18 protein-coding genes are annotated in these 22311 nt (G+C 66.4%); 9 read left to right on the top strand and 9 right to left on the bottom strand.

All coding sequences use genetic code 11. From position 1 onward, the window contains the following. Positions 1-50: 50 nt before the first annotated feature. Together AC1HIY_RS05915 and mutS are read left to right on the top strand one after the other, a co-directional pair. Complete coding sequence (locus AC1HIY_RS05915; RefSeq protein ID WP_479575787.1) at positions 51-1574, top strand: bifunctional metallophosphatase/5'-nucleotidase; 1524 nt, start codon at positions 51-53, stop codon at positions 1572-1574. Between the two features lie 103 nt (positions 1575-1677). Then, on the top strand, positions 1678-4371 hold the full coding sequence (gene mutS / locus AC1HIY_RS05910) for a DNA mismatch repair protein MutS (protein ID WP_479575786.1): 2694 nt from the start codon (positions 1678-1680) through the stop codon (positions 4369-4371). 18 nt (positions 4372-4389) lie between these two features. On the opposite strand, the gene AC1HIY_RS05905 is transcribed toward mutS, so the two are convergent. Then, positions 4390-5601 (bottom strand): hypothetical protein, encoded by a 1212-nt coding sequence (locus tag AC1HIY_RS05905; RefSeq protein ID WP_479575785.1) that lies wholly within the window; start codon positions 5599-5601, stop codon positions 4390-4392. A 150-nt stretch (positions 5602-5751) separates the two neighbouring features. Between AC1HIY_RS05905 and AC1HIY_RS05900 the strand changes: the two genes are divergently transcribed. The 4 genes from AC1HIY_RS05900 to AC1HIY_RS05885 all read left to right on the top strand — a co-directional run bounded on the left by AC1HIY_RS05900 (position 5752) and on the right by AC1HIY_RS05885 (position 9210). Then, on the top strand, positions 5752-6288 hold the full coding sequence (locus AC1HIY_RS05900; RefSeq protein WP_479575784.1) for a gamma carbonic anhydrase family protein: 537 nt from the start codon (positions 5752-5754) through the stop codon (positions 6286-6288). 111 nt (positions 6289-6399) lie between these two features. Next, the gene (gene purD / locus AC1HIY_RS05895; RefSeq protein ID WP_479575783.1) at positions 6400-7704 is read left to right on the top strand and encodes a phosphoribosylamine--glycine ligase; all 1305 of its coding nucleotides are present in this window, start codon (positions 6400-6402) and stop codon (positions 7702-7704) included. Between the two features lie 86 nt (positions 7705-7790). Beyond that, complete coding sequence (locus AC1HIY_RS05890) at positions 7791-8702, top strand: NHL repeat-containing protein (protein WP_479575782.1); 912 nt, start codon at positions 7791-7793, stop codon at positions 8700-8702. A gap of 25 nt (positions 8703-8727) precedes the next feature. Then, positions 8728-9210 carry a hypothetical protein gene (locus AC1HIY_RS05885; RefSeq protein ID WP_479575781.1) on the top strand — a complete coding sequence of 161 codons (483 nt, stop codon included), beginning with the start codon at positions 8728-8730 and terminating at the stop codon, positions 9208-9210. A gap of 4 nt (positions 9211-9214) precedes the next feature. Here AC1HIY_RS05885 and recQ read toward each other — a convergent pair whose 3' ends face one another. Then, positions 9215-11080, bottom strand: coding sequence for a DNA helicase RecQ (gene recQ / locus AC1HIY_RS05880; RefSeq protein ID WP_479575780.1), 1866 nt, complete (start codon positions 11078-11080; stop codon positions 9215-9217). 62 nt (positions 11081-11142) lie between these two features. Further along, entirely contained in the window at positions 11143-12204 is a 1062-nt protein-coding gene (locus AC1HIY_RS05875) for an AI-2E family transporter (protein WP_479575779.1), read from the bottom strand. Between the two features lie 208 nt (positions 12205-12412). On the opposite strand from AC1HIY_RS05875, the gene AC1HIY_RS05870 reads away from it, so the two are divergent. The 3 genes from AC1HIY_RS05870 (at position 12413) to AC1HIY_RS05860 (ending at position 16896) form a co-directional block, all read left to right on the top strand. Further along, positions 12413-14164 (top strand): M23 family metallopeptidase, encoded by a 1752-nt coding sequence (locus AC1HIY_RS05870; protein WP_479575778.1) that lies wholly within the window; start codon positions 12413-12415, stop codon positions 14162-14164. 198 nt (positions 14165-14362) lie between these two features. Beyond that, on the top strand, positions 14363-16342 hold the full coding sequence (locus tag AC1HIY_RS05865) for a RecQ family ATP-dependent DNA helicase (RefSeq protein WP_479575777.1): 1980 nt from the start codon (positions 14363-14365) through the stop codon (positions 16340-16342). Between the two features lie 140 nt (positions 16343-16482). Next, on the top strand, positions 16483-16896 hold the full coding sequence (locus AC1HIY_RS05860) for a hypothetical protein (RefSeq protein ID WP_479575776.1): 414 nt from the start codon (positions 16483-16485) through the stop codon (positions 16894-16896). Between the two features lie 15 nt (positions 16897-16911). Here the strand turns inward: AC1HIY_RS05860 and AC1HIY_RS05855 are convergent, their stop codons facing one another. The 6 genes from AC1HIY_RS05855 to trpC all read right to left on the bottom strand — a co-directional run bounded on the left by AC1HIY_RS05855 (position 16912) and on the right by trpC (position 22221). Beyond that, positions 16912-17265: a DUF4296 domain-containing protein gene (locus AC1HIY_RS05855; protein WP_479575775.1), complete on the bottom strand. Its 354-nt coding sequence runs from the start codon at positions 17263-17265 to the stop codon at positions 16912-16914. 2 nt (positions 17266-17267) lie between these two features. Then, complete coding sequence (locus AC1HIY_RS05850; protein ID WP_479575774.1) at positions 17268-18413, bottom strand: DUF4837 family protein; 1146 nt, start codon at positions 18411-18413, stop codon at positions 17268-17270. 148 nt (positions 18414-18561) lie between these two features. Beyond that, on the bottom strand, positions 18562-19398 hold the full coding sequence (trpA, locus tag AC1HIY_RS05845; protein WP_479575773.1) for a tryptophan synthase subunit alpha: 837 nt from the start codon (positions 19396-19398) through the stop codon (positions 18562-18564). Further along, positions 19386-20642 (bottom strand): tryptophan synthase subunit beta, encoded by a 1257-nt coding sequence (gene trpB, locus AC1HIY_RS05840; protein ID WP_479575772.1) that lies wholly within the window; start codon positions 20640-20642, stop codon positions 19386-19388. The genes trpA and trpB overlap by 13 nt, the downstream gene beginning before the upstream one ends. Positions 20643-20662: 20 nt before the next feature. After that, positions 20663-21313, bottom strand: a complete 651-nt coding sequence (locus AC1HIY_RS05835) for a phosphoribosylanthranilate isomerase (RefSeq protein ID WP_479575771.1) — start codon at positions 21311-21313, stop codon at positions 20663-20665. Positions 21314-21393: 80 nt separating this feature from the next. After that, a complete protein-coding gene (gene trpC / locus AC1HIY_RS05830) occupies positions 21394-22221 on the bottom strand; it encodes an indole-3-glycerol phosphate synthase TrpC (protein WP_479575770.1) in 828 nt (275 codons plus the stop codon). Positions 22222-22311: the final 90 nt, after the last annotated feature.

Here is a 22311-nt window from a genome sequence, read left to right as displayed (position 1 = left end):
TCTCGTCCCTGAAGAAGAACCCCGCTTCGGAACATGCCATGCTTCGATCGATGACCCCTCCGTTCCGCCTCCTCCCGCTCGTCCTCGCGCTTTTCCTCCTCGCCGGATGCGGCGGGGCGAAGCAGGCCCTCGCGCCGGGAGCGGAGGCTACGCCGGAGCCGGTCGTCACGGCTACGATCCTTCAGTTGAACGACGTGTACGAGATCACGCCGATCGAGGCGGGGCGGCGGGGCGGACTCGCGCGCGTGGCGACGATCCGGAAGCGGCTCCTCGAAAAGAACCCGAACACGCTCACCGTTCTCGCGGGCGACTTCTTCAGCCCCTCGGCGATGGGAACGGCGAAGGTGGACGGCGAACGCCTGGCAGGGCGGCAGATGGTGGCCGTGCTCCATACGCTCGGCCTCGACCTCGCCACCTTCGGCAACCACGAGTTCGACCTCAAGGCGTCCGACTTTTTCCGACGTCTCGACGAATCCCGTTTTGCGTGGACCTCCGCGAACGTCACCGACACCCTCGGACGTCCTTTCCCCGGCGTCCGGCCCGAGTATGTGTGGTCGGTGACCGGGCCCGACGGACGCACGGTGCGGATCGGCTTCGTGAGTGTGACGCTGCCGGCCAATCGGAAGCCGTACGTGCGGTATACCGATCCGGTCGCGTCGATGCAGGCGGCGGCGGAACGGCTCGCCCCGCGCGTCGACGCGCTCGTGGGGCTGACCCACGTCGCCCTCGGAACCGACGCCGTGCTCGCCGAGACGGTCCCGCCGCTCGACCTCATCCTCGGCGGGCACGAGCACGAAAACTACCACCTCATGCGCGGGAGCGACGACACGCCTATCCTCAAGGCCGACGCGAACGCTCGCTCGGTGTACGTCCACGAACTGCACGTGAACACGATCACGGGCGCGGTCACGGTCGATTCGCGGTTCGTGCCCGTCACCGACGCGATCCCGGAGGACCCGGAGACCGCCGCCGAGGTGAAGAAGTGGGTGGATCGCGCGTACGCGGGCTTCCGGGCGGAGGGTTTCGAGCCGGAGGCCGTCGTCGCGACCGCGCCGTATCCGCTCGACGGCCGTGAGGCGAGCGTGCGCAACCGCTCGACGAAGCTGACGGAGCTTATCGCCGGGGCGATGCTTCACGCGGCCAAGGGCGCCGAACTCGCCGTGTACAACGGCGGCTCCATCCGCATCGACGACGTGTTGCCCCCGGGGCCGATCACGCAATACGACGTGATCCGCGTGCTTCCCTTCGGCGGCAACGTCGTCACCGTGGCCGTGCGCGGCGACGTGCTCGCGCGCGCGCTCGATCAGGGCCTGAAGAACCGGGGGACGGGCGGCTTCCTTCAAACGGCGAACGTGAGGCGGGACGACGAGACCGGGCGGTGGCGCATCGGCGGCGAACCGCTGCGGCCCGACCGCACGTATGTCGTCGCCACGAGCGATTTCCTCGTCTCCGGCCGCGAGACGGGCCTCGATTTCTTTAGTCTCGACAACCCGGACATCGGCTTTCTCGCCTCGAACGGGGACGTGCGGGCGGCGGTGATCGTGGAACTCAAACGTCGATTCGGCGGATCGTGAGGGCAACGGCTTCGGCACGACGCGCGCGCCCGTCGTGCGGCCGAGACAGGGCGAATGCGTATCTTGGGCAAACGAAGGGTGAACGGAGAAGGATCAGGGCTCGATGGCACGGAAGAAGAAGGATAAGAAAGAGACGCCGCTCATGCGGCAATATCACAAGATCAAGGAGCGGCATCCGAACGCGATCCTGCTCTTTCGCATGGGCGATTTCTACGAGACGTTCGACGAAGACGCGCACACCGTCAGCCGCATCCTCGGCATCACGCTGACGAAGCGGGCCAACGGTCAGGCCGCCGACGTGCCGCTCGCGGGTTTTCCGCATCATGCCCTCGACAATTACCTCCCGAAGCTCGTGCAGGCGGGCCATCGCGTCGCGATCTGTGAACAGCTCGAAGACCCGAAGTATGCCCGGAAGATCGTCAAACGCGGGGTGGTCGAGGTGGTCACGCCCGGCGTCTCTTTTCACGATCAACTGCTCGACCCGAAGCGCTCGCACTATCTGGCCGCCGTCCACTGGGGCAAGCGCGGCAGCCGCGACGTCGCCGGCTTCGCGTTTCTCGACGCGACCACGGGCGAGTTCAACGTGACCGAGGTTCCGGCGCATCGGCTCGAAGAGCTCCTGCTGACCGTGGCTCCGGCGGAGATCCTCGTCGAGAAAAGGCACAGGGATCGTCTTCGGGCCTCCGGCGAACGGCGCTTCGCCGTCACGCCGCAGGAAGACTGGGTTTTCGGGTACGATTTCGCGTATGAAACCCTGCTCCGGCATTTCAAGACGCATTCGCTCAAAGGGTTCGGCGTCGAAGATCTCGACGCGGGCATCGTGGCGGCGGGCGCGGCGCTGTATTATCTCGGCGAGACGCAGAAGGGCCGCGTGCCGCACGTGCGCCGCCTGGCCCGGTACACCGGCGACGACTACATGGCGCTCGACGCGCAGACGAAGCGCAACCTCGAACTCGTCACGTCGATGCAGGACGGGAGCCGGGAGGGCACGCTCGTGCACATCCTCGACCGGACGCTCACGGCGATGGGCGGGCGGCTCCTCCGGAAATGGCTCGTGCGCCCGCTTCGGAGCGTGGACAACATTCGGAAACGTCTCGATGCGGTGGAGGCCCTCTTCCGTGCGCCGCGCCTCCGGGAAGGCCTCCGAGAAGAGCTCCGGCAGGTGGGCGATCTCGAGCGGCTGGCCGCGAAAGCGTGCACGGGCCGCGCCACGCCGCGCGAGGTCTACCACCTGAAGCTGACCCTGCAGCAGATCCCGGCGATCAAGACGCTCCTCGCCGGTGAACGGTGCGAGACGCTCCATAAACTCGGCGAAGCCCTCTCGCTCTGCCCCGACGTCGTCGCCCGCATCGACGCGGCGCTCGTCGACGACCCGCCGGCCTCGACGAAAGACGGCGGCATGATCCGGCCCGGGTACCACGAAGAACTCGATCAGCTTCGCGTCATCGCCTCCTCGGGAAAGGACTGGGTGGCGCGTATGCAAAAGGAGGAGGCCGAACGGACCGGCATTCCGTCGCTCAAAGTGGGCTTCAATCGGGTGTTCGGGTATTACCTCGAGATCACCAACGCCCACAAGGACAAGGTCCCGGACGATTACATTCGGAAACAAACGCTCGTCAATGCGGAGCGGTACATCACCCCGGCGCTGAAGGAGTATGAGGAGAAGATTCTCACGGCGGAGGAGAAGATCACCAACCTGGAGGCGGAGCTTTTCCACGCGCTGCGCCTGGCCGTGGCCGAGGAGACGGCGGCGCTCCAGACGAACGCCTCGCTGCTGGCCATGCTCGACTGTTTTTGCTCGCTTGCCGAGGTGGCGGCCCGCAACGAGTACACCCGCCCCGACGTGCACGAGGGCCGGACGCTCGAACTCGAGGAGGCGCGCCATCCGGTCGTCGAGCAAACCCTCCCGCCCGGCGAGCCGTTCATCCCGAACAGCGTCCACCTCGACCCCGATCACGAGCAGATCATGATCATCACGGGGCCGAACATGGCGGGGAAGAGCGTCGTGCTCCGACAGGTGGGGCTCATCACGCTCCTGGCGCACGTGGGCTCCTTCGTGCCCGCGAAGAAGGCGCGCGTCGGCATCGTGGATCGCATCTTCACACGTGTGGGCGCCTCGGACAACCTCGCGGCGGGGGAGAGCACCTTCCTCGTGGAGATGAACGAGACGGCGAACATCCTGAACAACGCCACGCCCCGCTCGCTCATCCTCCTCGATGAGGTCGGGCGCGGCACCTCCACGTTCGACGGCCTCTCCATCGCATGGGCACTCGTCGAATATCTGCACGAACACCCGAACGTGGCGGCGCGGACGCTCTTTGCCACGCATTATCACGAGCTGAACGAACTGGCGAGCCGGTACGAACGGGTCCGCAATTTCCGGATTCAGGTCCGGGAGCACGAGGGCAAGGTGATCTTCCTCCGGAAACTCGTCCCGGGCGGGGCCGACCATTCGTACGGCATCGAGGTGGCGCGCATGGCGGGGTTGCCGGAGCCGATCATCGTGCGAGCGCGGGAGATCCTCCATCACCTCGAAAGTCAGCACCTGGTCATCGAGGGGGCCGGGGAGGGAGAGGGCGCCCGCGGCGACGGAGTGCCCGCCCCGGCCGCGCGGCCCGCCACGGTGACGGGCCTCGACACCGCTTCGGCCTTCCAGATGTCGCTCTTCGGCGGGGAGGTCGATCCGAAACTGCTCGAACTCCGGGATCGTCTCCTCGCCCTGGACCCGAACCGCATGACGCCCGTCGAAGCCTTGCTTCATCTGGCGGAACTGCGGCGGATGGCGGAGGACGAGTGACGGGAGCCTCCCGCAGGCTCAGGGCTTGTCGAAGACGACCCGGTCGAAGTCGCGCCACTCGATGACGACCACGTCGCCGTTTCGAAGCTCGACGACGATGCCGTCGTTGTCGTCGTTGACGTCGTTCGAGCCGCGAAGCTCGAAGGTCCGTCCGTCGCGGAGGGTGACGCGGGCGGCGCGGGACGAGACCCGTTCGATCTCCCGGATGAAGCCGAACTCGATGGCGAAGCCGGCGTCGTCGCGTTCGCCGTTGAGCATCTCCCACGAAGCCGCCTCATCGTCGTCCCACCGGATGCGCCCGGCATATTTGTCGCCGTCGCGGGTGTAGACGACGCCCCTGAGCGGCCCGCTTCCGTCAAAGTCGCGGTAGGTGACGGGCCGTTCGGGCGCTTCGAAGCGAAGTTCGTCGAAGGCTTCCCACGGGACGCGGATCTGGCCGAGGGCGGGGTCGAGGATGAGGATGCCCCGGTTGTCGTCGTTGACGTCGTTCGTGCCGTGGAGGACGATCTCGTCGCCATCGCGGAGCACGACGCGGGTGCGATTCCGTCGTTCGCGGATGAGCGCATCGATCTCAGCGAAGGGGATTTTCCGGCGTGCGCCGTCCTCGTCACGCCCGTCGAGGACGTCGGCGTCGAGCGCTTCATCCACGTCCCAGCAGACATAGCCCGAAAACACGTCGCCCTCGCGGGTGGTGAGCGTGCCATAGAGCCGCTCGCCGTAGATCGACGAGATGTGGCGCGGCGTCGGCAGGAACTCGACGCGGTCGAAGTCGCGCCAGTCGAAGGTGATCTCACCCTCGCGCTTGTCTTCGACGACGATGCCGCGAATCTCATGGCCGAGGTCCGTGGAGCCGCCCCGAAACTCGATCTCCTCGCCCGAGCGGAGGGTGAGCAACGCGCGGTCGCGCCCGGTCTTCTCGATCGAGCGGAGATGGCCGAAGCGGATGCCGGACTTCCGCGTCCGCACGCCGTCGTCGAACGTGCCGAGGTCGATGCCGAAGACGCGGATGCGCTTCCCTCGGGCGTCACGGTCGTCGTCTTCGATGCGCTTCGAGCCGTCGAGCAGATCCACCCATCCGACCTCGTTCTTGTCCCATCGGAGGAGCCCTTCGTACACGTCGCCCCCGCTTGTGATGAGGCGGCCGTAGAGACGATCCTGAACGTGTTGAGCGAACACGGACGCCGGCATCGCGGCAAGAAGGAGCAAGAGCAGCAGGCGGAAGCTTTTCATGGCGGTCGTTCGGAGAAGGTGAGGGAGTATGTCGGTAAAACGTTGGGATCGAGCGAATGGTTACAACGTATCAACCCCCGACTTCCCGGCGGGCGGCGTATGCTGTGGAAGCCACGTGTTTTCCCCTCCCATCCTTCGTTGCCTACCCTCATGATTCGACCGTTTCTGCAAGCCATTCCCGTCGCCGACGCTTCCAACTTCATCGCGCCTTCCGCCGAGGTCATCGGCGACGTGACGCTCGGGAAAGGGGCGAGCGTGTGGTTCAATGCCACCGTGCGCGGGGACGTGAACCGCATCCGCATCGGCGCGGAGACGAACATCCAGGATAATGCCGTCGTGCACGTCACCAAAGGCACGGCCCCGACCGTCATCGGCGCGGGCGTGACCATCGGGCACGGCGCCATCGTGCACGGGTGCACCGTCGAGGACAACGTGCTTGTCGGCATGGGGGCCGTCCTGCTCGATCACTGCGTCATCGGGCGGGACAGCATCGTAGGCGCGCGCGCCCTCGTGACGCAGGGGACGAAGGTCCCGCCGCGCTCGCTCGTGCTGGGCACGCCCGCCCGGGTCGTGCGCGAACTGACCGACGAGGAGGTCGCGCGCATCGGCGAATATGCGAAGAACTACCTCGAATACAGCGCCATCTATCGCGCCGAGGTTCAGCCCGATCGCAACCCGTTTTATTGAACCGAATGCGCCAATGCTTCACTCCGGCGGCTCCCGAACCCCGTACGGCTGCGGTATTTTAGACCGGAGCGGCGAGCATCGACGAACCGAAAAACCTGAAGGTAAAGAACCATGCGTATTCTGATCGTCGGCGGCGGCGGGCGGGAGCATGCCCTGGCATGGGCGCTCGCCCGGAGTCCCCGTCGGCCCGAACTGTTCATCGCGCCGGGGAACGCCGGGACCGAAGCGCTCGGCGAGAACGTCGCGCTCGCGCCGGACGACGTGCCGGGCCTGCTGGCGTTCGCCCGCGCGCGCGGCGTCGACCTGACGGTGGTGGGGCCGGAGCAGCCGCTCGTCGCCGGCATCGTCGATGCGTTCACGGAGGCGGGTCTCCCTATCGTGGGTCCGACGGCGGCGGCGGCGCGGCTCGAAGGCAGCAAAGCCTTCGCCAAGGCGTTCATGGCCCGGCACGACATCCCTACGGCGGCGCACCGCACCTTCACGGCCGACGCCTACGCGGAAGCCCTCGCCTACCTCGAAGTGCAGGGCGCGCCCGTCGTCGTGAAGGCGAGCGGGTTGGCCGGCGGGAAAGGCGCGGTGGTGTGCGAGACGCTCGACGCGGCGCGGGCGGCCCTCGACGCCATGATGCGCGACCAGCGCTTCGGCGCAGCGGGCGAAGAGGTGGTCATCGAAGCGTTCATGGCGGGAGAGGAGCTGAGTCTCTTTGCGCTCACCGACGGCGAGGCGTACGTGCTTCTGGCGCCTGCACAGGACCACAAGCGCATCGGCGAGGGCGACACGGGGCCGAACACGGGCGGGATGGGGGCCTATGCGCCCGCGCCCGTGGCGACCGAGGCGGTGCTCCGGCAGGCGCGCGCCGAGATCATCGAGCCGACGCTGCGGGGCATGGCCGGGGAAGGGCATCCGTATCGGGGCATCCTCTACGTCGGGCTCATGATCACGGACGAGGGGCCGAAGGTGGTCGAATACAATTGCCGTTTCGGTGATCCGGAAGCGCAGGCGGTGGTTCCGTTATTGCAAAGCGACCTCCTCGAACTGTTCCTCGCCCTCACCGAAGGAAGGCTCGAAACGGCGTCGCCGGTCTTTCACCCCGGCGCTTCGGCGTGCGTCGTGCTGGCGTCGAAAGGGTATCCGGGCCCCTATGAGAAGGGGTTCGTGATCGAGGGGATCGAGGCGGCGGAGGCGATGCCGGACGTGGTGGTGATGCACGCGGGGACGCGACGTAACGAGGCCGGCGAGATCGTCACGGCGGGCGGGCGCGTGCTCGCGGTCTCGGCCCTCGGCGCGGACCTCGCCGAGGCCCTCGAAAAGGCGTATCGCGCGGTGGATGTCCTCCACTTCGAAGGGATGCAGTACCGGCGGGACATCGGACGGAAGGGGCTGGAACGCCTCTCGGCGCGCGGGATCGCGCCCTGAGCCGGCGCTCTTTTCGGGGAAGGCAGAAACGACCGGGGCGGATCGGGGGTACACGGGGCGTCCCCCGCACCTGTTTGCCTCTCCGTATGGCTATCCGGCTTCACATCTTTCTGGCACTGACATTCGCCCCCGTTCTCGTCGCGGGCGCGCAGCCGGCGGACACCGTCCTCACCTCTTTCATGGAAGTGGCGCGCTTCGAGGATGCGCGGGCGATGGCGTCGGACCCGGCGGGCAACCTGTTCGTGGCCGACGCCGGGCGCGACGTCGTGGTGAAGCTCGATGCAGGCGGGCGGCTCCTCGCCACCCTCGGCGGGAGCGGCACGGCGGAAGGGCTGTTCGATGAGCCCTCGGACGTGGACGCCACCAACGGGCTCGCGATCCTCGTGGCCGACGCGGGGAACGGGCGCATCCAGCGGTTTTCGAGACAGTTCCACTTCATCGAGGCGCTTCCCGTGGGCGACGAGTATGAGCCGGGCGGCGGACAGCCGACGTATCTCTCGCGGGAGAGCGACGTGCGGACGCCTTCCCGTGGAAGGCCCGTTGCCGTCATCTCCTCGAATACGGATGAAACGTACGCCGTCGACGCCGCGCGCAACGTGGTCGTGAAGTGGGACCGGACGCGCCGCTTCGCCCGGATCATCGGCGGGCCGGACGATGGGCCGGGCACGCTCGTGACGCCGGCGGCGCTCGCCGTGGATGAGGAACGCCTGTACGTGGCCGACGCCGGGCGCGCCGGCGTGGCCGTGTTCGACCTCTTCGGTGGGTTCATCCGCATGCTCGCCGAGGGACGGGCCACAGACGTACGTTCGGTCGCTTTTGCCGGGGGACGGCTGTGGATCGTCTTGCCCGGGCGATTGCTCGTATACGAGTCCGGCGCGCGGCTCGAACGCGCGATCGACGTCGCGCTCGATGCGCCGCTCGTCGACGTTGCCCTCGCCGGCGATGCGCTTTATCTGCTCACCCCGACCCGACTGTTCCGCGCCGAATTGTCGTTTTGACCGTGCACATCCATACGGGTGATCCATGCAGATTCATTTCAAGAAAGGAAGCGACGGCCCGGACGTGCTCCACTGCAGGCGCGACGACGGCACGCAGACGTGGGCGCCGCTCCAGCCGACCTTCGGCCCCATGCACGACCTCGGACACTTCGTCGTCGAGACGGCGCTCGGCCTGCGCGGCGGCTTCTACGGCCTCCTCGCGCGGGGATTCGACCTGTCGTCCTTCGAGGAAAGAGAGGCGCGAAGCTGGATTGAAGAAGAGGGCTTGCTCGCCGAAACCCTCGTGATGGCGCTTCAATACGAGCGTGCCGGGTTCGTGGAGCCGGAGGCGTACCTGGCGAGCGTCGCCGCGGCGTGCCGGGGGCTGAGCATCGCCGCGCCGGAGCCGGCGCCCGGGGTGGTTGAGGACATGCGGGACCGGTTCCGGGAGCTGTGGGCGCAGTGGCAGGCGCTGCCGCCCGGTGGACGCCTCACGCTCGTGTTCGAGCCGGAGCGCCGCCCGGACTGAGGTCTCAGGGGGCTCCGTTCTTTGCGAGGAAAGAGGCAATGCGGTCCATGAAGAGCGTCCCGAAGTCGGCCAGCTTCTTCTCGCCGATACCGTGGACGGCGAGGAACGCGTCGGGGGTGCGGGGTTGTCGCCGGGCCATGTCCCGGAGCGTCGCGTCGTTGAAGATGAGGTATGGCGGGACGCCGCGCTCGCGAGCCAGCTCCGTGCGGAGGCGCGCCAGATGCTCGAACAGGTTGCGGTCCACCCCTTCCCACGAGGCGGCCTCTCGCGCCGTCCGTTTGACCGTCTTTCGGCGGATGGGGAGCATCCGCACGGTCCGCTTCCCACGCAGGACCTCCCACGAGGCATCGTTCAGGCGGAGCACGGGATACTCGCTCTGCGTGCGGGCGAGCAGTCCCTGGTCGATGAGCTGATAGAGCATGTTCGTGAGCGTCTTCTTCGGCGTCTCCTTCATCAGGCCGAACGTCGAGAGCGCGTCGTGCCCGAGCGAGCGGATGCGTTCGGTATCGGCCCCGCGAAGCACGTCCACCACGTGACCGGCGCCGAAGCGTTCCCCTGTGCGGGCGACGCACGAGAGGATCATCTGCGCTTCCTTCGTTCCGTCTTCGAGCTGTTCGACCTCGTCGAGGCAGATGTCGCACGCGCCGCAGTTTTCCGAGGCGAAGGGTTGCCCGAAGTATTCCGAGAGCGACTTGTGGCGGCATTGCACGGGCGAGGCGAACTGCCGCATGTGGCCGAGCAGTTCGAGTGCGTGGCGCTGGGACGGCGTCAGCCGCCCGGTCGCCTCGCTGCGCTTCTCGATGAGGGATTGCCACCGGAGCGTGTCGGCGGGGGAATAGAAGAGGATGCACTCGGCTTCGAGGCCGTCGCGCCCGGCGCGCCCGGTCTCCTGCTGATAGTGCTCCACCGACTGCGGCATCCCCGCGTGGATCACACACCGAACGTCGCTCCGGTCGATGCCCATGCCAAAGGCGACCGTGGCCACGATGACGTCGCGATCTTCGTTCGTGAACGCCTCCTGCGCCGCCCGGCGTTCTTCACCGGGCATGCCCGCGTGATAATGCCCGGCGCGAAAGCCCTCGGACGTGAGAAAGGTGGCCAGCCGTTCGGTCTCGTCGCGGGTGATGCAATAGATGATGACGGCTTCACGCCGGTGGCGGTCGAGCACTTCGAGGATCTGGTTCCGGAGTTCGAGCCGGGGGAAGATGCGATAGATGAGGTTGGGTCGGTCGAAGCGGCCGACGAGGATCTCCGGGTCGGAGAGGCCCAGCTGTGCGATAATGTCGCGCCGGACGCGCTCGGTGGCGGTGGCCGTGTACGCGTGAAGGCTGACGCCGGGGAAACGCTCCTTGAGCTGCGCCAGGCGTCGGTATTCGGGGCGGAAGTCGTGTCCCCAGTGGCTGATGCAGTGGGCCTCGTCGATGGCGAACGAGCGGACGTCGAGGCGTTCGGCCATGCGGGTGAAGGCGGGCGTCAGGACCCGTTCGGGCGAGACGAAGAGCAGGCGGCACGCGCCCGAGGCAACCTGGTCCTCAGCCTCGCGCCGCTGTCGGGCCGAGAGGGCGCTATGGAGCGTGGCCGCCGGGTAGCCGTTGGCGCGGAGACCGTCCACCTGATCCTTCATCAGCGAGATCAGCGGTGAGATCACCACGTCGGTGCCTCCGGCGAGCAGCGGCGGCGTCTGATAGCACAGCGACTTTCCGCCGCCCGTAGGCAGCACCACGAGCGAATCCCGGCGGTCGAGGACGGCGCGGATGGCCTCTTCCTGAAGCGGGCGGAGCCGGTCGTATCCCCAGTATTTCCGCACCACGCGGAGGATGGCGTCGAGCGCGTGGGGGGAGGGGACCGCACGGGCGGGAGCGGAGGGCATCGGCGGTGCAGGTGTGCGTGCGTGGGTAAGGACCCCGGGGGCGTCTCCGCAGGGGAGAGGCGCTACTTCGAGGGGTTGCTCAGAAGCTTCGAGGTGCCGCTCATAAGAACGGAGAGCGGGCTGAGCGGTTCGACGTTTTCGAAGAAAATCTTGATCGTTGCGGTCAGCGGAACGGCGAGAATCATGCCCCAGATGCCCCAGAGCCACCCCCAGAAAATGAGGGAGACGAGCACCAGCAGCGGGCTGAGGTTGAGCCGGAAAGCCATGATCCGGGGCTCGATCATGTTGCCCATCGTCACCTGCACGGCGCCGAGGAGCGCGAGCACGAGGATCGGGTGCGTGGGGTCGTCGAACTGAAGAAGCGACCAGACGAACGGGAAGATGACGGCGATGATGGAACCGATGTTTGGAATGAAGTTGAGCAGGAAGGCAATGAAGCCCCAGATGAGCGCAAAGTCGACGTCGAGGATGAAAAGCACGATCCAGGTGAGCGTGCCGGTGGCCAGGCTGATGAGCGACTTCGTGATGAGGTATTGCCGCACCTGAAGGTCAATGTTCTCGATGACGTCGGCAATGCGATGCGCGTAATGCTCGGGGAAAGCGAGGGTGACCTTGGTGCTCAGGCCGCCCGTATCGGCAAGGATGAAGAGCATGAAAAGCAGCACGAGGACGGTGTTGCTCACGAAACTGATGAACGTGCCGAGCCCCGCCGTCATGGCCGAAGAGACGGAGGACAGATCGACGATGCTCTGCCAGTCGAGCTCTTCGGGCGGGATGTTGATGCGAACGAGCAGGGCCTCGATCCCATGTGAAAAGCCCGAAAACAGCTGCTCGAAACGGACCTGGTAGCGCGGCAGGGCCTCGACGAAAGGGCCGATGGAGGAGTAGAGCGCCAGCCCCAGCAGAAAGGTGAACGCCGCGAAGGTGAGCAACACGACGATCAGACCGACGGCGGAAGGGAGTTTCTTGCGTTTGAAGAAGACGATGATGGGCTTGAAGATGATCGACAGCAGCAGCGCGATCATGAAGGGGAGAAGCACGACCCGAAGCTCATGCATGACGACGCCGATGAAGAAGACGACGATGATGCCGAGCATCAGCACGATGAGGTTGTCGTTGCGCATGGACCCTCTCTTGTCATGAAAATAATGCCGGAAGATAGTAAACCTCCGGTGGGAGATGATAGTATGATTTTCCTCTGCATCGTATTCTTCCGAAAAGGGAGATCAAACGTGGAGAGGCGAAGGTTTTTTTCCCGGCCGCGCTCCGCCGCCTGCGTTCTCCCCGCTACCTCCGGCTCTGCGAACTGATTCATCCGTCCGCTTCTTCCCTATGAAACGAATCTTTGGCCCGTTGCTCGCCGCACTCGCATTACTCCTCTCGTTCGGCGGGCACAAAGATCCTTTCCCGAAGGACGTGTTTCGAAGCCCGCTCGACGTTCCGCTCACGCTCGCCGGCAACTTCGCGGAGATGCGGTCGAATCATTTTCACGCAGGGCTCGACCTGAAGACGGGCAACCGGATCGGCCTTCCGGTGCACGCCGCCGCCGACGGGTGGGTCTCCCGCATCAAGGTCTCGCCGACGGGCTACGGCCTGGCGCTGTACGTGGATCATCCCGAGGGCTACACGACCGTCTACGGCCACCTCAGCCGTTTCGCCGACTCCCTCGGGGCGTACGTCAAACGGCTTCAGTACCGGGAACGGAGCTTCGCCATCGACACCTATCCGCCCCGTGGACGCTTTCCCGTGAAACAGGGCGAGGTGATCGCTTTCTCAGGCAACACGGGCAGTTCGGGCGGCCCTCACCTGCACTTCGAGATCCGGGACGCCGCCACGGAGGAGCCGTTGAACCCGCTGCTTTTCGGGTTGCCGGTAAAAGACACCCGGCCCCCGAAGATCTTCCGGCTGAAGATCTATGCGGCGAAAGACGGAAGTTTCGCCCGGATCGAGCGGCAAAGCGGCCCGCCGATCCTCGTGCGTCCCGGCGCTCCGGCGACGCTCCGGGTGACGCGGGAAAACGGCGCCTACCGCCTCCGCGACGTGCGTCGCATCCAGGCACACGGGCGCATCGGCTTCGGCCTCCAGACGCACGACTATCACGACGGCTCAAACAACCGGCTCGGCGTTTTCCGCATCCGGCTCGACGCCGACGACGAGACGCTCTTCCGCTCGGAGATCGACCGCTTCAGCTTTGCACAGACCCGATACATCAACGCGCACGTCGATTACGCCGAACACGAACGTTCCCGCCGGTGGGTTCAGCGAAGCTTCCTTCTTCCGGGAAACCGGCTTCCCTTTTATCGGACCGAGAACCGGGGTTTTCTGAACGTCTCGGAGGGGATGCGCCGTCGGCTGACGTATACCGTCGAGGATGCGGCGGGCAACCGCGCGCGACTGGCCTTCGCGGTCGAAGGGACGACGGCGCGCCCGGTATCGGTCGGCGATGCGTCGGGGTATGCGGCGGTCATCCCGAGGGCGCGGTCCGCCGTCTTCCAGCGCGAGGGGCTGCGGGTGTCCTTCCCGGCGTATGCGCTGTACGAGGACCTCGAGCTTCGCTATCAGGCCCTCCCCCCGAAGGAAGGCGCGTTCTCACCGCTTCACGCCCTCCACGATGCGTTCACGCCCGTCCACAAAAGCCTCACGCTCGACCTCCGCGCGGATGCTCTCCCGAAAGCCCTCCGGCGTCGCGCCCTGATCGCGCGCGTGGATCCGAAGGGGAACGTGAGCTCGGTGGGTGGGGCCTTTCGGAACGGCTTCCTCGAGACCCGCGTGCGTTCGTTCGGGACCTTCTTCGTGACGGTCGATACCCTCGCGCCCGACATCCGCCCGCTCAACATACGGGCGGGAAAGTCGATGCGCGGGCTGACGAGCATCCGGCTCCGGATCAAAGACGACCTGGCGGGGATCGCCTCGTATGTGGGATACGTCGATGGTGAATGGACGCTCTTTGCCTACGACGCGAAGACGGGAACGCTCGTCCACACCTTCGACGGGCGCATAGCCCCCGGTCCGCACACGCTCTCGATGATCGTGACCGACCGGGTGGGCAACGTGGCGCGGTACGAAGCCGCCTTCACGCGATGACCTTCGCGCCTGCGCCGGAAAAACAGAAAGCCGGCGCAATCCCCACCTGTCGCGCCGGCTTTCCTGAGAAGAGCTGATCTAGATGTGTATGCTATAAACACAGGAAGCGCTATTTTATAACCCCGGTGATTGCAAGGAAATTGTAACGATGTGGAGAAAGCGCACGCGGGACGAACGACGAGACGGGCGGGCGCGCATATGACGAAGGAAAAACAAGACGTGCGGGAGCAGGCGCGGGCAGCGCTCCGGAAGCACTGGGGCCATGACGACTTTCGCCCGGGACAAGGGGAAGCCATCGATGCCGTGCTTGCCGGCCGGGACGTCTTTGCCGTGTTGCCCACCGGCGGAGGGAAGTCGCTGTGCTATCAGATTCCGGCGCTCCTTCGGGAGGGGCTGACCCTCGTCGTCTCGCCACTGATCGCGCTCATGCAGGACCAGGTGGCGGGGCTTCGCGCGCGCGGCATCTCGGCGGCGTTCATCAACAGCACGCTCTCGGCGCGGGAGATCGATCAGCGGTGGACGGACGCCGAGTTCGGAAAATATCGCTTGCTCTACGTCGCTCCGGAGCGCTTCGACACGGAGATGTTCCAGGCGCGGGGGGAGCGGCTGAACGTGAGCCTCCTGGCCGTCGACGAGGCCCATTGTGTGAGCGAGTGGGGCCATAACTTCCGTCCCGCCTATCTCCGGCTCCCGGACGTGCGCGCGTTTCTCGACGACCCGCCGATCCTCGCCGTCACGGCCACGGCTACGCCGCCGGTGCGCCGGGACATCCTCAGGCTGCTCGGCCTCCGCGATCCGGCTGTGGTGATCCGGGGTTTCGACCGTCCCAACCTCGTGTGGTCGCTTTTCCGGACGGAGAACAAGCGGGAGAAGGTCCTTGACGTGATCAGGAACGTGCCCGGAAGCGGCATTCTGTACGGGGCCACCCGGCGCTCGGTCGAGACCTGGGCGGCATGGCTGCAGGCCCGGGGCGCGACGGTGGGTCGCTACCACGGCGGTCTGCCGCAGGCGGAGCGGGCGCGCACGCAGCAGGCATGGCTCGAAGGCGCGCTTCGCGTCATGGTGACGACGAACGCCTTCGGCATGGGCATCGACAAACCGGACGTGCGCTTCGTGGTCCACGTCGATGCGCCGTCGAGTCTGGAGGGATACTATCAGGAGGCGGGGCGCGCGGGACGGGACGGCGCGCGCGCCTATGCCGTGCTGCTCTTTCACGAGCGCGACGTGGCGACGCAGCGCGCCCTCATCGACAACGCGCATCCCACGGCGAAGGAAGTGCGCGCCGTCTATGACGCGGTGTGCAATCTCAACCAGGTCGCCGTGGCCGCATTGCCCGAGGCGCCGCTCACGCTCGCGTTCGAAGCCGTGCAACGACTGTCGGGGCTCGGACGCGCAAAGATCGCCACGGCCGTCGAACTGCTCGAACGGCAGCAGACATGGACGGTGCTGCCCCTTCGAAAAGGGCAGGGCATGATCCGTTTCCTCCAGCCCGCCGACGCGATCCGCCGCTATGCCGGTGCGCAGAAGCAACGGGCGCTCGCAGCCTTCGTGGACGAACTGTTGCGCTCGGTGAACGCGCAGGCCTTCACCGAATGGCGTCCGATCGACGTGCGTCTGCTCGAAAAGCGCACCGGCCTCGAACGGGAACGCTTGATGAAGGGGCTCGCTTTCCTCCAGGAGCGCGGCCTGCTCGGGTGGCGTCCACCGGGGACCGCCCTGCTCCTTCAACTCAACGAACACCGGGCGCAACGTTTGCCCATCGACGATGCCGCGGTGCGTCGCGCGCGACGGCAGGCCGAGACCCGGCTCGCGGACATGCTCCGGTATGCCCGTTCCATCACGTGCCGCCGGCATTTCCTCCTCTCGTACTTCGGAGAGCCGAGCCCCGAGCATTGCGGAACATGCGACGTCTGTCTGGGCAGGCATCGCCCGAAGGTGATTCTGCCCGAGGATGAACCGGCCCTTCGACACCTCCTCGGCGCGGTGCGCGAAGGGCAGCCCCGCGCCCAATGGCTCGAACGCGCGCCCGTTCCGGATCACCGCCTCGACGGTCTGCTCGATTGGCTGGTCCGGGAAGGCTACCTCCAGGCGCCGGATCCCCTCGAAGAACGCTTCCTCCTGACCGAGAAAGGCGAGGCTTACCTGACCCGCTCGGAGCCCCGCACCCCCGACGCCTGATCATGAACGAGAAGACTTTTCCATCGTAAAACAGCTGTTGAGGGGTCCGGGAGCGTCTTCCGGTCGGCGGGCCGGGTAAGCGATGGGACGCGCGTAGATGGCGCTGAATCGATCGAGAAAAGAGCAAAGGAGGAACGATGATGGGACACCACATACGATGCGCTGATTATTTCTATACGACCGTCAGGGATGAGCCGGGAGAGGCGTACAAACTGCTTGCCTCGCTGGCGTCTCTCGGCGTCAACCTGCTCGCATTTTCCGCGGTGCCGGTCGGGCCGATGCACACGCAACTCGCAATATTTCCCGAGGATACGGCCAAGCTTCGCACGGAGGCAGCGAAGGCCCACATCCAGTTAGACGGTCCTCACCCCGCGCTTCTCGTGCAGGGAGACGATCACCTCGGCGCGCTCGCCGAAGTTCATGAAAAGCTTTATCAGGCGGGCGTAAACGTCTATGCTTCCAGCGGTGTGGCGGACGGGAAAGGAAGTTACGGATACATCATTTACGTTCGACCCGACGAGTATAAACGCGCCGCCGAAGCGCTGGGTATCTGAGCGTCCCGGGAGCGATCATTCCCCCTGACGTTCCTCGTTGATGCGATCGAGGACGTTCGTATAGATCTCGACGAAGGCCTCCGGATGCTCGGAATAATAGCGCATCGCCGCTTCGAAGTCGGCCTCGGTGAGGCCGTGGCGAACGAGCACGGAGTCCCGCGTGCCGGGAGGGACGTCGCGGTACAGGTCGGAGCGGGCCGAGACGAGCTGGAGGTCGACGAGCACTTCGACCAGGGTGCTGTCGGCCACGGGCGGCTCGGGCGTGGAGAAGGACGAGCACGCCGGAAGCATGGTCGCGAGGAGGACGGCGACGAGCGTCCGGCGGGTGCATCCGGGAAGGCTCGGCGGGAAGAGCGACGTCTTGGCCATGCTCAGTCGGTGGGAACGGGTTCGGCCTGCGCTTCGGCTTCCTGGCGGGTTCGGAACGTATAGGCAATCACTTCGAGTTGTCGTAAAAACTCGCGTTTTTCATAGCCGGGCGCGAAAACCATCCCGTCGATGAGGTAGGTGCGCCCGGAGTCCTGGTCATAGAAGGCGTACGTGAGGAACGGCCCGCCCATGCCGAACTCATACGTTTCCCCGTTCTCATCTTCTCCGAGCATGTGCCAGAGCCCGCGTGTCTCGTAGGCGAAACGATCGAGGAAGTTGATGTTCTCGGTCTCGAGCGGGCGGCGGTAGTCAATGGCTACGAAACCATCGAGTGTGCCCCGGACGTGCTGCCTCGTGAGGCTGTCCCGGGTGGCATAGACCCATTCCGGGGTGAGCTCCGAGGGATCGGCGTTCTCTTCATAATAGACGAAGAGGCTCCGCCACGAATCGCTGGAGACGACGCGCCGGAGCCAGATGAAGTTGGTCGTGTCGAGGGCGATGAAGTAGTCGTGCTGGACGTTGACGGCAAAGCCGTGCCGGTCCATGATCTGCTGTTCGAGATCCTGCTGGCGGCCTTTCTCGAACATGGAGAGGGTCATGCGCTCCCGCGTGATGGTGTTGAAGACGTAGCGGAGATCCTCTCCGCGCTCGTGGATCGCCTGGGCGACGGCCTCCGGCGTGGCGGCGGTGACGTAGACGACCTGCTGATATCGCCGCCACAGATCGCGGCGGGGGACGACGGCGCTCTGACCGGCAAGGATCGCGGCCCGGGCGCCCTCGTCGAGACGGCTCTCGATGAACTTCGCCTCGTTCGTCGAGTCGCTCAGGGGGGCGACGAAAACGACGTTTTTTTGCTTTTGGACGACGTCGAGCACGCGGGGAGAGACGAGGCTCAGGTGCACGAGGTCGAACATGCGCTCGGGCGCCGGAAGGGTGCCGATCCACATGCCGAGTTCTTCGCGAATGGCCTCTCCGATCTCGCCTTCCCATCGCGTAGAGTCGATCACGATGGTGATCTCGCCTTCTCTGCCGATGGCGTTCGGAGTGTTCTCGAGGGCTTCACACCCGAAGAGGCCGCCGGTGAGCAGAAGCAGTCCCGCTGCGAAGAGCAGGGGATGAGGTGGGCGCGTGCGGGGAAGTCGTCTCATGAGGTTTATCGGCTGTCGCCGCGACATGCGGCAGTGGGTGGTCAAGGGTGGAGGTATCCTACGGAGGACGGTGGAGGATTTCAAGCCGCCGCGTTCCCGGGACGCCGTTCCTTAGACACCGGGGGCGCGAAGGAGTTGCTTCCGGCCTTCAGGCGTCGGTCGAGGCGCGTTCGGCGCGGGAGCCGCGCTTGAGCGCTTCGGCGAAGCGGCGGACGGAGGCGAGCTTCTCCGTTTCCGGGACCGACGCGTCGTCCCACAGCCGCTCGACGTGTTCGATGAGCGCCGAGCCGACGATGAAGCCGTCGGTATGGCGGGTCAGGCGGAGGGCGTCGGCATGGGAGCGAATGCCGAAGCCGACGAGAAGCGGGTTGTGCGCGACGAGCCGCCGCGCGCGTTCGAGGTAGGCCGCCACGGCCTCGTGCGCGCCGAGGCCGCTCCCCGTCAGGCCCGTGATGGAGACGGCGTACACGAAGCCGCTCGTCGCCTCGTCGATGGCGCGGACGCGGGCCTCCGGCGTGTTCGGGGCGATGAGGGAGACGAGGTCGAGACCCGCCGCGCGAGCTTCGCCGGCGAGGAGCCCGCGTTCTTCGAGCGGGAGGTCGGGGAGGATGAGGCCGTCCACGCCGGAGGCAACGGCCCGGCGGCAAAACGCGCGAACACCGAAGCGAAGGATGGGATTGACGTAGCCCATGAGGAGCACCGGCGTCCCGCTTCGTTCCCGAAAGCGCTCGACCGTGAGGAAGGCATCTTCCATCGAGACGCCCTGCCGAAGGGCGCGCGCGCTCGAACGCTGGATGGGCAGCCCCTCGGCCAGCGGGTCGCTGAACGGCATGCCGAGCTCGATGAAGTCGGCGCCGCCGGCATCGACGGCCTGGAGGATGGGGAGCGTGCTCGCGGGGTCGGGGAAGCCGTTCGTGAGGAACAGGCCGAGCGCTTTCTCGCCGCGCGCGCGCAGGGTGTCGAACGTGTCGCTCAGTCGGGACATCCGGGGATCGAGGGGTTGGCTTCGGGGAAAGGGCGGCGCGGGATTCCGTCGTCGAGGTGCTCGGTGATCGTGCCCATGTCCTTGTCGCCGCGCCCGGAGCAGTTGACCACGACGACGGCGCCGGCGGGGAGTTCGCGGGCGAGCTTCGGCAGGAGGGCCAGGGCGTGCGCCGTCTCGAGGGCGGGGATGATGCCTTCCGTTCGCGCGAGGAGCTTCACGGCTTCGAGGGCCTCGTCGTCGGTCGCGGAGCGGTACGTCACGCGGCCCGTGTCCTTGAGGTAGGCGTGCTCCGGCCCGACGCCCGGATAGTCGAGCCCGGCGGAGATCGAGTGGGCCAGTTCGACCTGGCCCTCGTCCGTCTGAAGGAGATAGCTCATCGCGCCGTGGAGCACGCCCGGCGCGCCGCGGGTGAGCGTGGCGGCATGGCGCCCGTCGAGACCCTCGCCGGCGGCTTCCACCCCAAAGAGGGGCACGTCGTCGTCGAGGAAAGGGTGGAAAAGTCCCATCGCGTTCGAGCCGCCGCCCACGCAGGCCACGAGCGCATCGGGCGTTTCCCGGCCCTCACGTTCGAGCAGCTGCCGCCGCGTCTCCTCCCCGATGACGCGGTGAAAATCGCGCACCATCATCGGATAGGGATGCGGGCCGACGACGGAGCCGATGATGTAGAACGTGTCGCGCACGTTCGTCACCCAGTCCCGGATGGCCTCGTTCGTGGCATCCTTGAGCGTCCGGCTCCCGCTTCTGACGGGCCGCACCTCCGCGCCGAGCAGCTCCATCCGTCGCACGTTCAGCCGTTGCCGTTCGACGTCCTCCTCGCCCATGTACACCACACAGTCCACGCCGAAGAGGGCGCAGACCGTCGCCGTGGCGACGCCGTGCTGCCCCGCGCCGGTCTCGGCGATGATGCGCCGCTTGCCCATGCGCCGCGCCAGGAGGATCTGCCCGATGGTGTTGTTGATCTTGTGCGCCCCGGTGTGGCACAGGTCCTCGCGCTTGAGATAAATACGCGGCCCTCCGAGGGTTTCCGTGAGGCGTTCGGCGAAGGTGAGCGGCGTCGGCCGCCCCACGTAGTCCCGGAGCAAGGTGTGGAAGGCCCGGTGAAACGCAGGGTCGCGGTGCGCCTCCGCGTACGCAAGCTTGAGCTCTTCGAGGGCGGGCACGAGGATCTCGGGCACGAACGTCCCGCCGTACGGACCGAAGTGACCGGCGGCGTCGGGGGCGGCGTAGGGCGCGGAGGGGGACATGGGCAGACGCGGGAAAGGGCTCAGCCTTCGAGCGCTTCGGCACGGAGCGCATCAAAAGCGGTGAAAAAAGCCGAGAGCCGGTCGAAATCCTTTCGTCCCGGCTCGTATTCGAGGCTGCTCGAAAGATCGACGGCATACGGACGGACGGTGCGGACGGCCTCGGCAACGTTTTCGGCGTCGAGACCGCCGGCGAGGAAGAGGCGGTGCTCGCCGGCGAGCGCGCGCGCGATGCTCCAGTCGAAACGCTCGCCCGTGCCGCCCCACGCGTCGTCGCGCTTCGTGTCGAGGAGGAAGGCTTCGACGTGCGGCGCATAACGGTCCATGAGCCGGCGGAGATCGTCGACCCGCGTCGCGGGCGAGACGTGGAGGGCCTTGACGACGGGCCGCTCGAGGGCGGCACATACCTCCGGCGGCTCGACCCCGTGAAGCTGCACGAGGTCGAACCCGGCTTCCTCCGCCGTCCGGTTCACCTCTTCGACGGAAGCGTTCACGTAGACGCCGACGGCCTTCGGGCCGTACATCCACGCGATGATCTCCGACGCGTCGCCGGGGGCGATGTGCCGGGGGCTGCCTTCGTACTGAACGAAGCCGAGATAGTCCGCGCCCGCCGCCGCACAGAACCGCGCGTCGGCCAGGTTGGTGATGCCGCAAACCTTGAGTTTGATATCCATGACGTGGGCCTTGATCGGAAGAACAGAGGCACAGAGAACCCGTTTTCCGGAGGGGTGTTTCGCGGAAGGTCCGGGGAGCGTCAGACGACCTTCCGGAGCGGGACCTTCGTCCGCGCCAGCTTTGCCGCGACCTCACGTTGCATCGCGCGGAGCTTCTCGCCGGGCGCTGCCGCCCGCATGAAGGTCTCGCCGATGAGGACCGCGTCCACCCCGCGCGCGCGGAGGTAGGCCAGCTCGTCGGCGCTCCGAAGGCCGCTCTCCGCCACGCGCACGATCCCTTCGGGGACTCGGGTGAACACCCGAAGCGCGTGATCCACGTCTACCTCGAACGTCCGGAGGTTGCGATTGTTGACGCCGAGGATCTTCACCTGATCGAAGTCGATGCGGTCGAGCTCCTCGGCCTCGTGCACTTCGACGAGGCATGAGAGTCCGAGTGCGTCGGCGGCCTGGTGGAGGTCGCGGAGGTGCGTCCGGTCGAGCACGGCGGCGATGAGGAGCACGGCGTCCGCGCCGTAGGCCCTCGCTTCGACGAGCTGATACGGGTCGATGATGAAATCCTTCCGGAGCAGCGGGAGGTCCACCGTGCACCGGACGCGGGCGAGATAGTCGAGCGAGCCCTGAAAATGTGCGGGTTCGGTGAGGACGGAGACCGCGTCGGCCCCGGCGGACTTGTACTGCCGGGCGAGGTCCGTCACGTCGAAGTCGGGGCGAATGACGCCTTTCGAGGGAGAAGCTTTCTTGATCTCGGCGATGACGGCGAGGCGGTCGCGGCGGAGGGCTTTGGCGAGCGGAAGGGTTGGCCCGTGGAAGAAGGGTTTCTCTTCGAGCCTCTGGAGCGGGACGTGAGCCTTTCGGCGGGAGACGAGTTCGCGGGTGTCGTGTATGATCTGATCGAGGATGGTCTTCATAATCGGCTTTCCTGAGGTCGAGGTCTTCGGGGAACGGAGGAGGGGCGTGCGCACGGTGCGAAGCGCCAATATCGCGTCGGAAAGCCCGTA

Source organism: Rhodocaloribacter sp. (assembly GCF_056451265.1).
This window is presented reverse-complemented; position numbering and strand designations above follow the sequence as displayed.

What these genes read in the sequence shown, in the direction of transcription:
- AC1HIY_RS05870 (WP_479575778.1), top strand. Translation starts at nt 12,413, where the DNA reads ATGAAACGAATCTTTGGCCCGTTGCTCGCCGCACTCGCATTACTCCTC.
- recQ (WP_479575780.1), bottom strand. Translation starts at nt 11,080, where the DNA reads ATGCCCTCCGCTCCCGCCCGTGCGGTCCCCTCCCCCCACGCGCTCGAC.
- AC1HIY_RS05890 (WP_479575782.1), top strand. Translation starts at nt 7,791, where the DNA reads ATGGCTATCCGGCTTCACATCTTTCTGGCACTGACATTCGCCCCCGTT.
- AC1HIY_RS05850 (WP_479575774.1), bottom strand. Translation starts at nt 18,413, where the DNA reads ATGAGACGACTTCCCCGCACGCGCCCACCTCATCCCCTGCTCTTCGCA.
- purD (WP_479575783.1), top strand. Translation starts at nt 6,400, where the DNA reads ATGCGTATTCTGATCGTCGGCGGCGGCGGGCGGGAGCATGCCCTGGCA.
- mutS (WP_479575786.1), top strand. Translation starts at nt 1,678, where the DNA reads ATGGCACGGAAGAAGAAGGATAAGAAAGAGACGCCGCTCATGCGGCAA.
- AC1HIY_RS05855 (WP_479575775.1), bottom strand. Translation starts at nt 17,265, where the DNA reads ATGGCCAAGACGTCGCTCTTCCCGCCGAGCCTTCCCGGATGCACCCGC.
- AC1HIY_RS05865 (WP_479575777.1), top strand. Translation starts at nt 14,363, where the DNA reads ATGACGAAGGAAAAACAAGACGTGCGGGAGCAGGCGCGGGCAGCGCTC.
- AC1HIY_RS05905 (WP_479575785.1), bottom strand. Translation starts at nt 5,601, where the DNA reads ATGAAAAGCTTCCGCCTGCTGCTCTTGCTCCTTCTTGCCGCGATGCCG.
- AC1HIY_RS05900 (WP_479575784.1), top strand. Translation starts at nt 5,752, where the DNA reads ATGATTCGACCGTTTCTGCAAGCCATTCCCGTCGCCGACGCTTCCAAC.
- AC1HIY_RS05860 (WP_479575776.1), top strand. Translation starts at nt 16,483, where the DNA reads ATGGGACACCACATACGATGCGCTGATTATTTCTATACGACCGTCAGG.
- AC1HIY_RS05885 (WP_479575781.1), top strand. Translation starts at nt 8,728, where the DNA reads ATGCAGATTCATTTCAAGAAAGGAAGCGACGGCCCGGACGTGCTCCAC.
- trpB (WP_479575772.1), bottom strand. Translation starts at nt 20,642, where the DNA reads ATGTCCCCCTCCGCGCCCTACGCCGCCCCCGACGCCGCCGGTCACTTC.
- AC1HIY_RS05835 (WP_479575771.1), bottom strand. Translation starts at nt 21,313, where the DNA reads ATGGATATCAAACTCAAGGTTTGCGGCATCACCAACCTGGCCGACGCG.
- AC1HIY_RS05915 (WP_479575787.1), top strand. Translation starts at nt 51, where the DNA reads ATGACCCCTCCGTTCCGCCTCCTCCCGCTCGTCCTCGCGCTTTTCCTC.
- AC1HIY_RS05875 (WP_479575779.1), bottom strand. Translation starts at nt 12,204, where the DNA reads ATGCGCAACGACAACCTCATCGTGCTGATGCTCGGCATCATCGTCGTC.
- trpA (WP_479575773.1), bottom strand. Translation starts at nt 19,398, where the DNA reads ATGTCCCGACTGAGCGACACGTTCGACACCCTGCGCGCGCGCGGCGAG.
- trpC (WP_479575770.1), bottom strand. Translation starts at nt 22,221, where the DNA reads ATGAAGACCATCCTCGATCAGATCATACACGACACCCGCGAACTCGTC.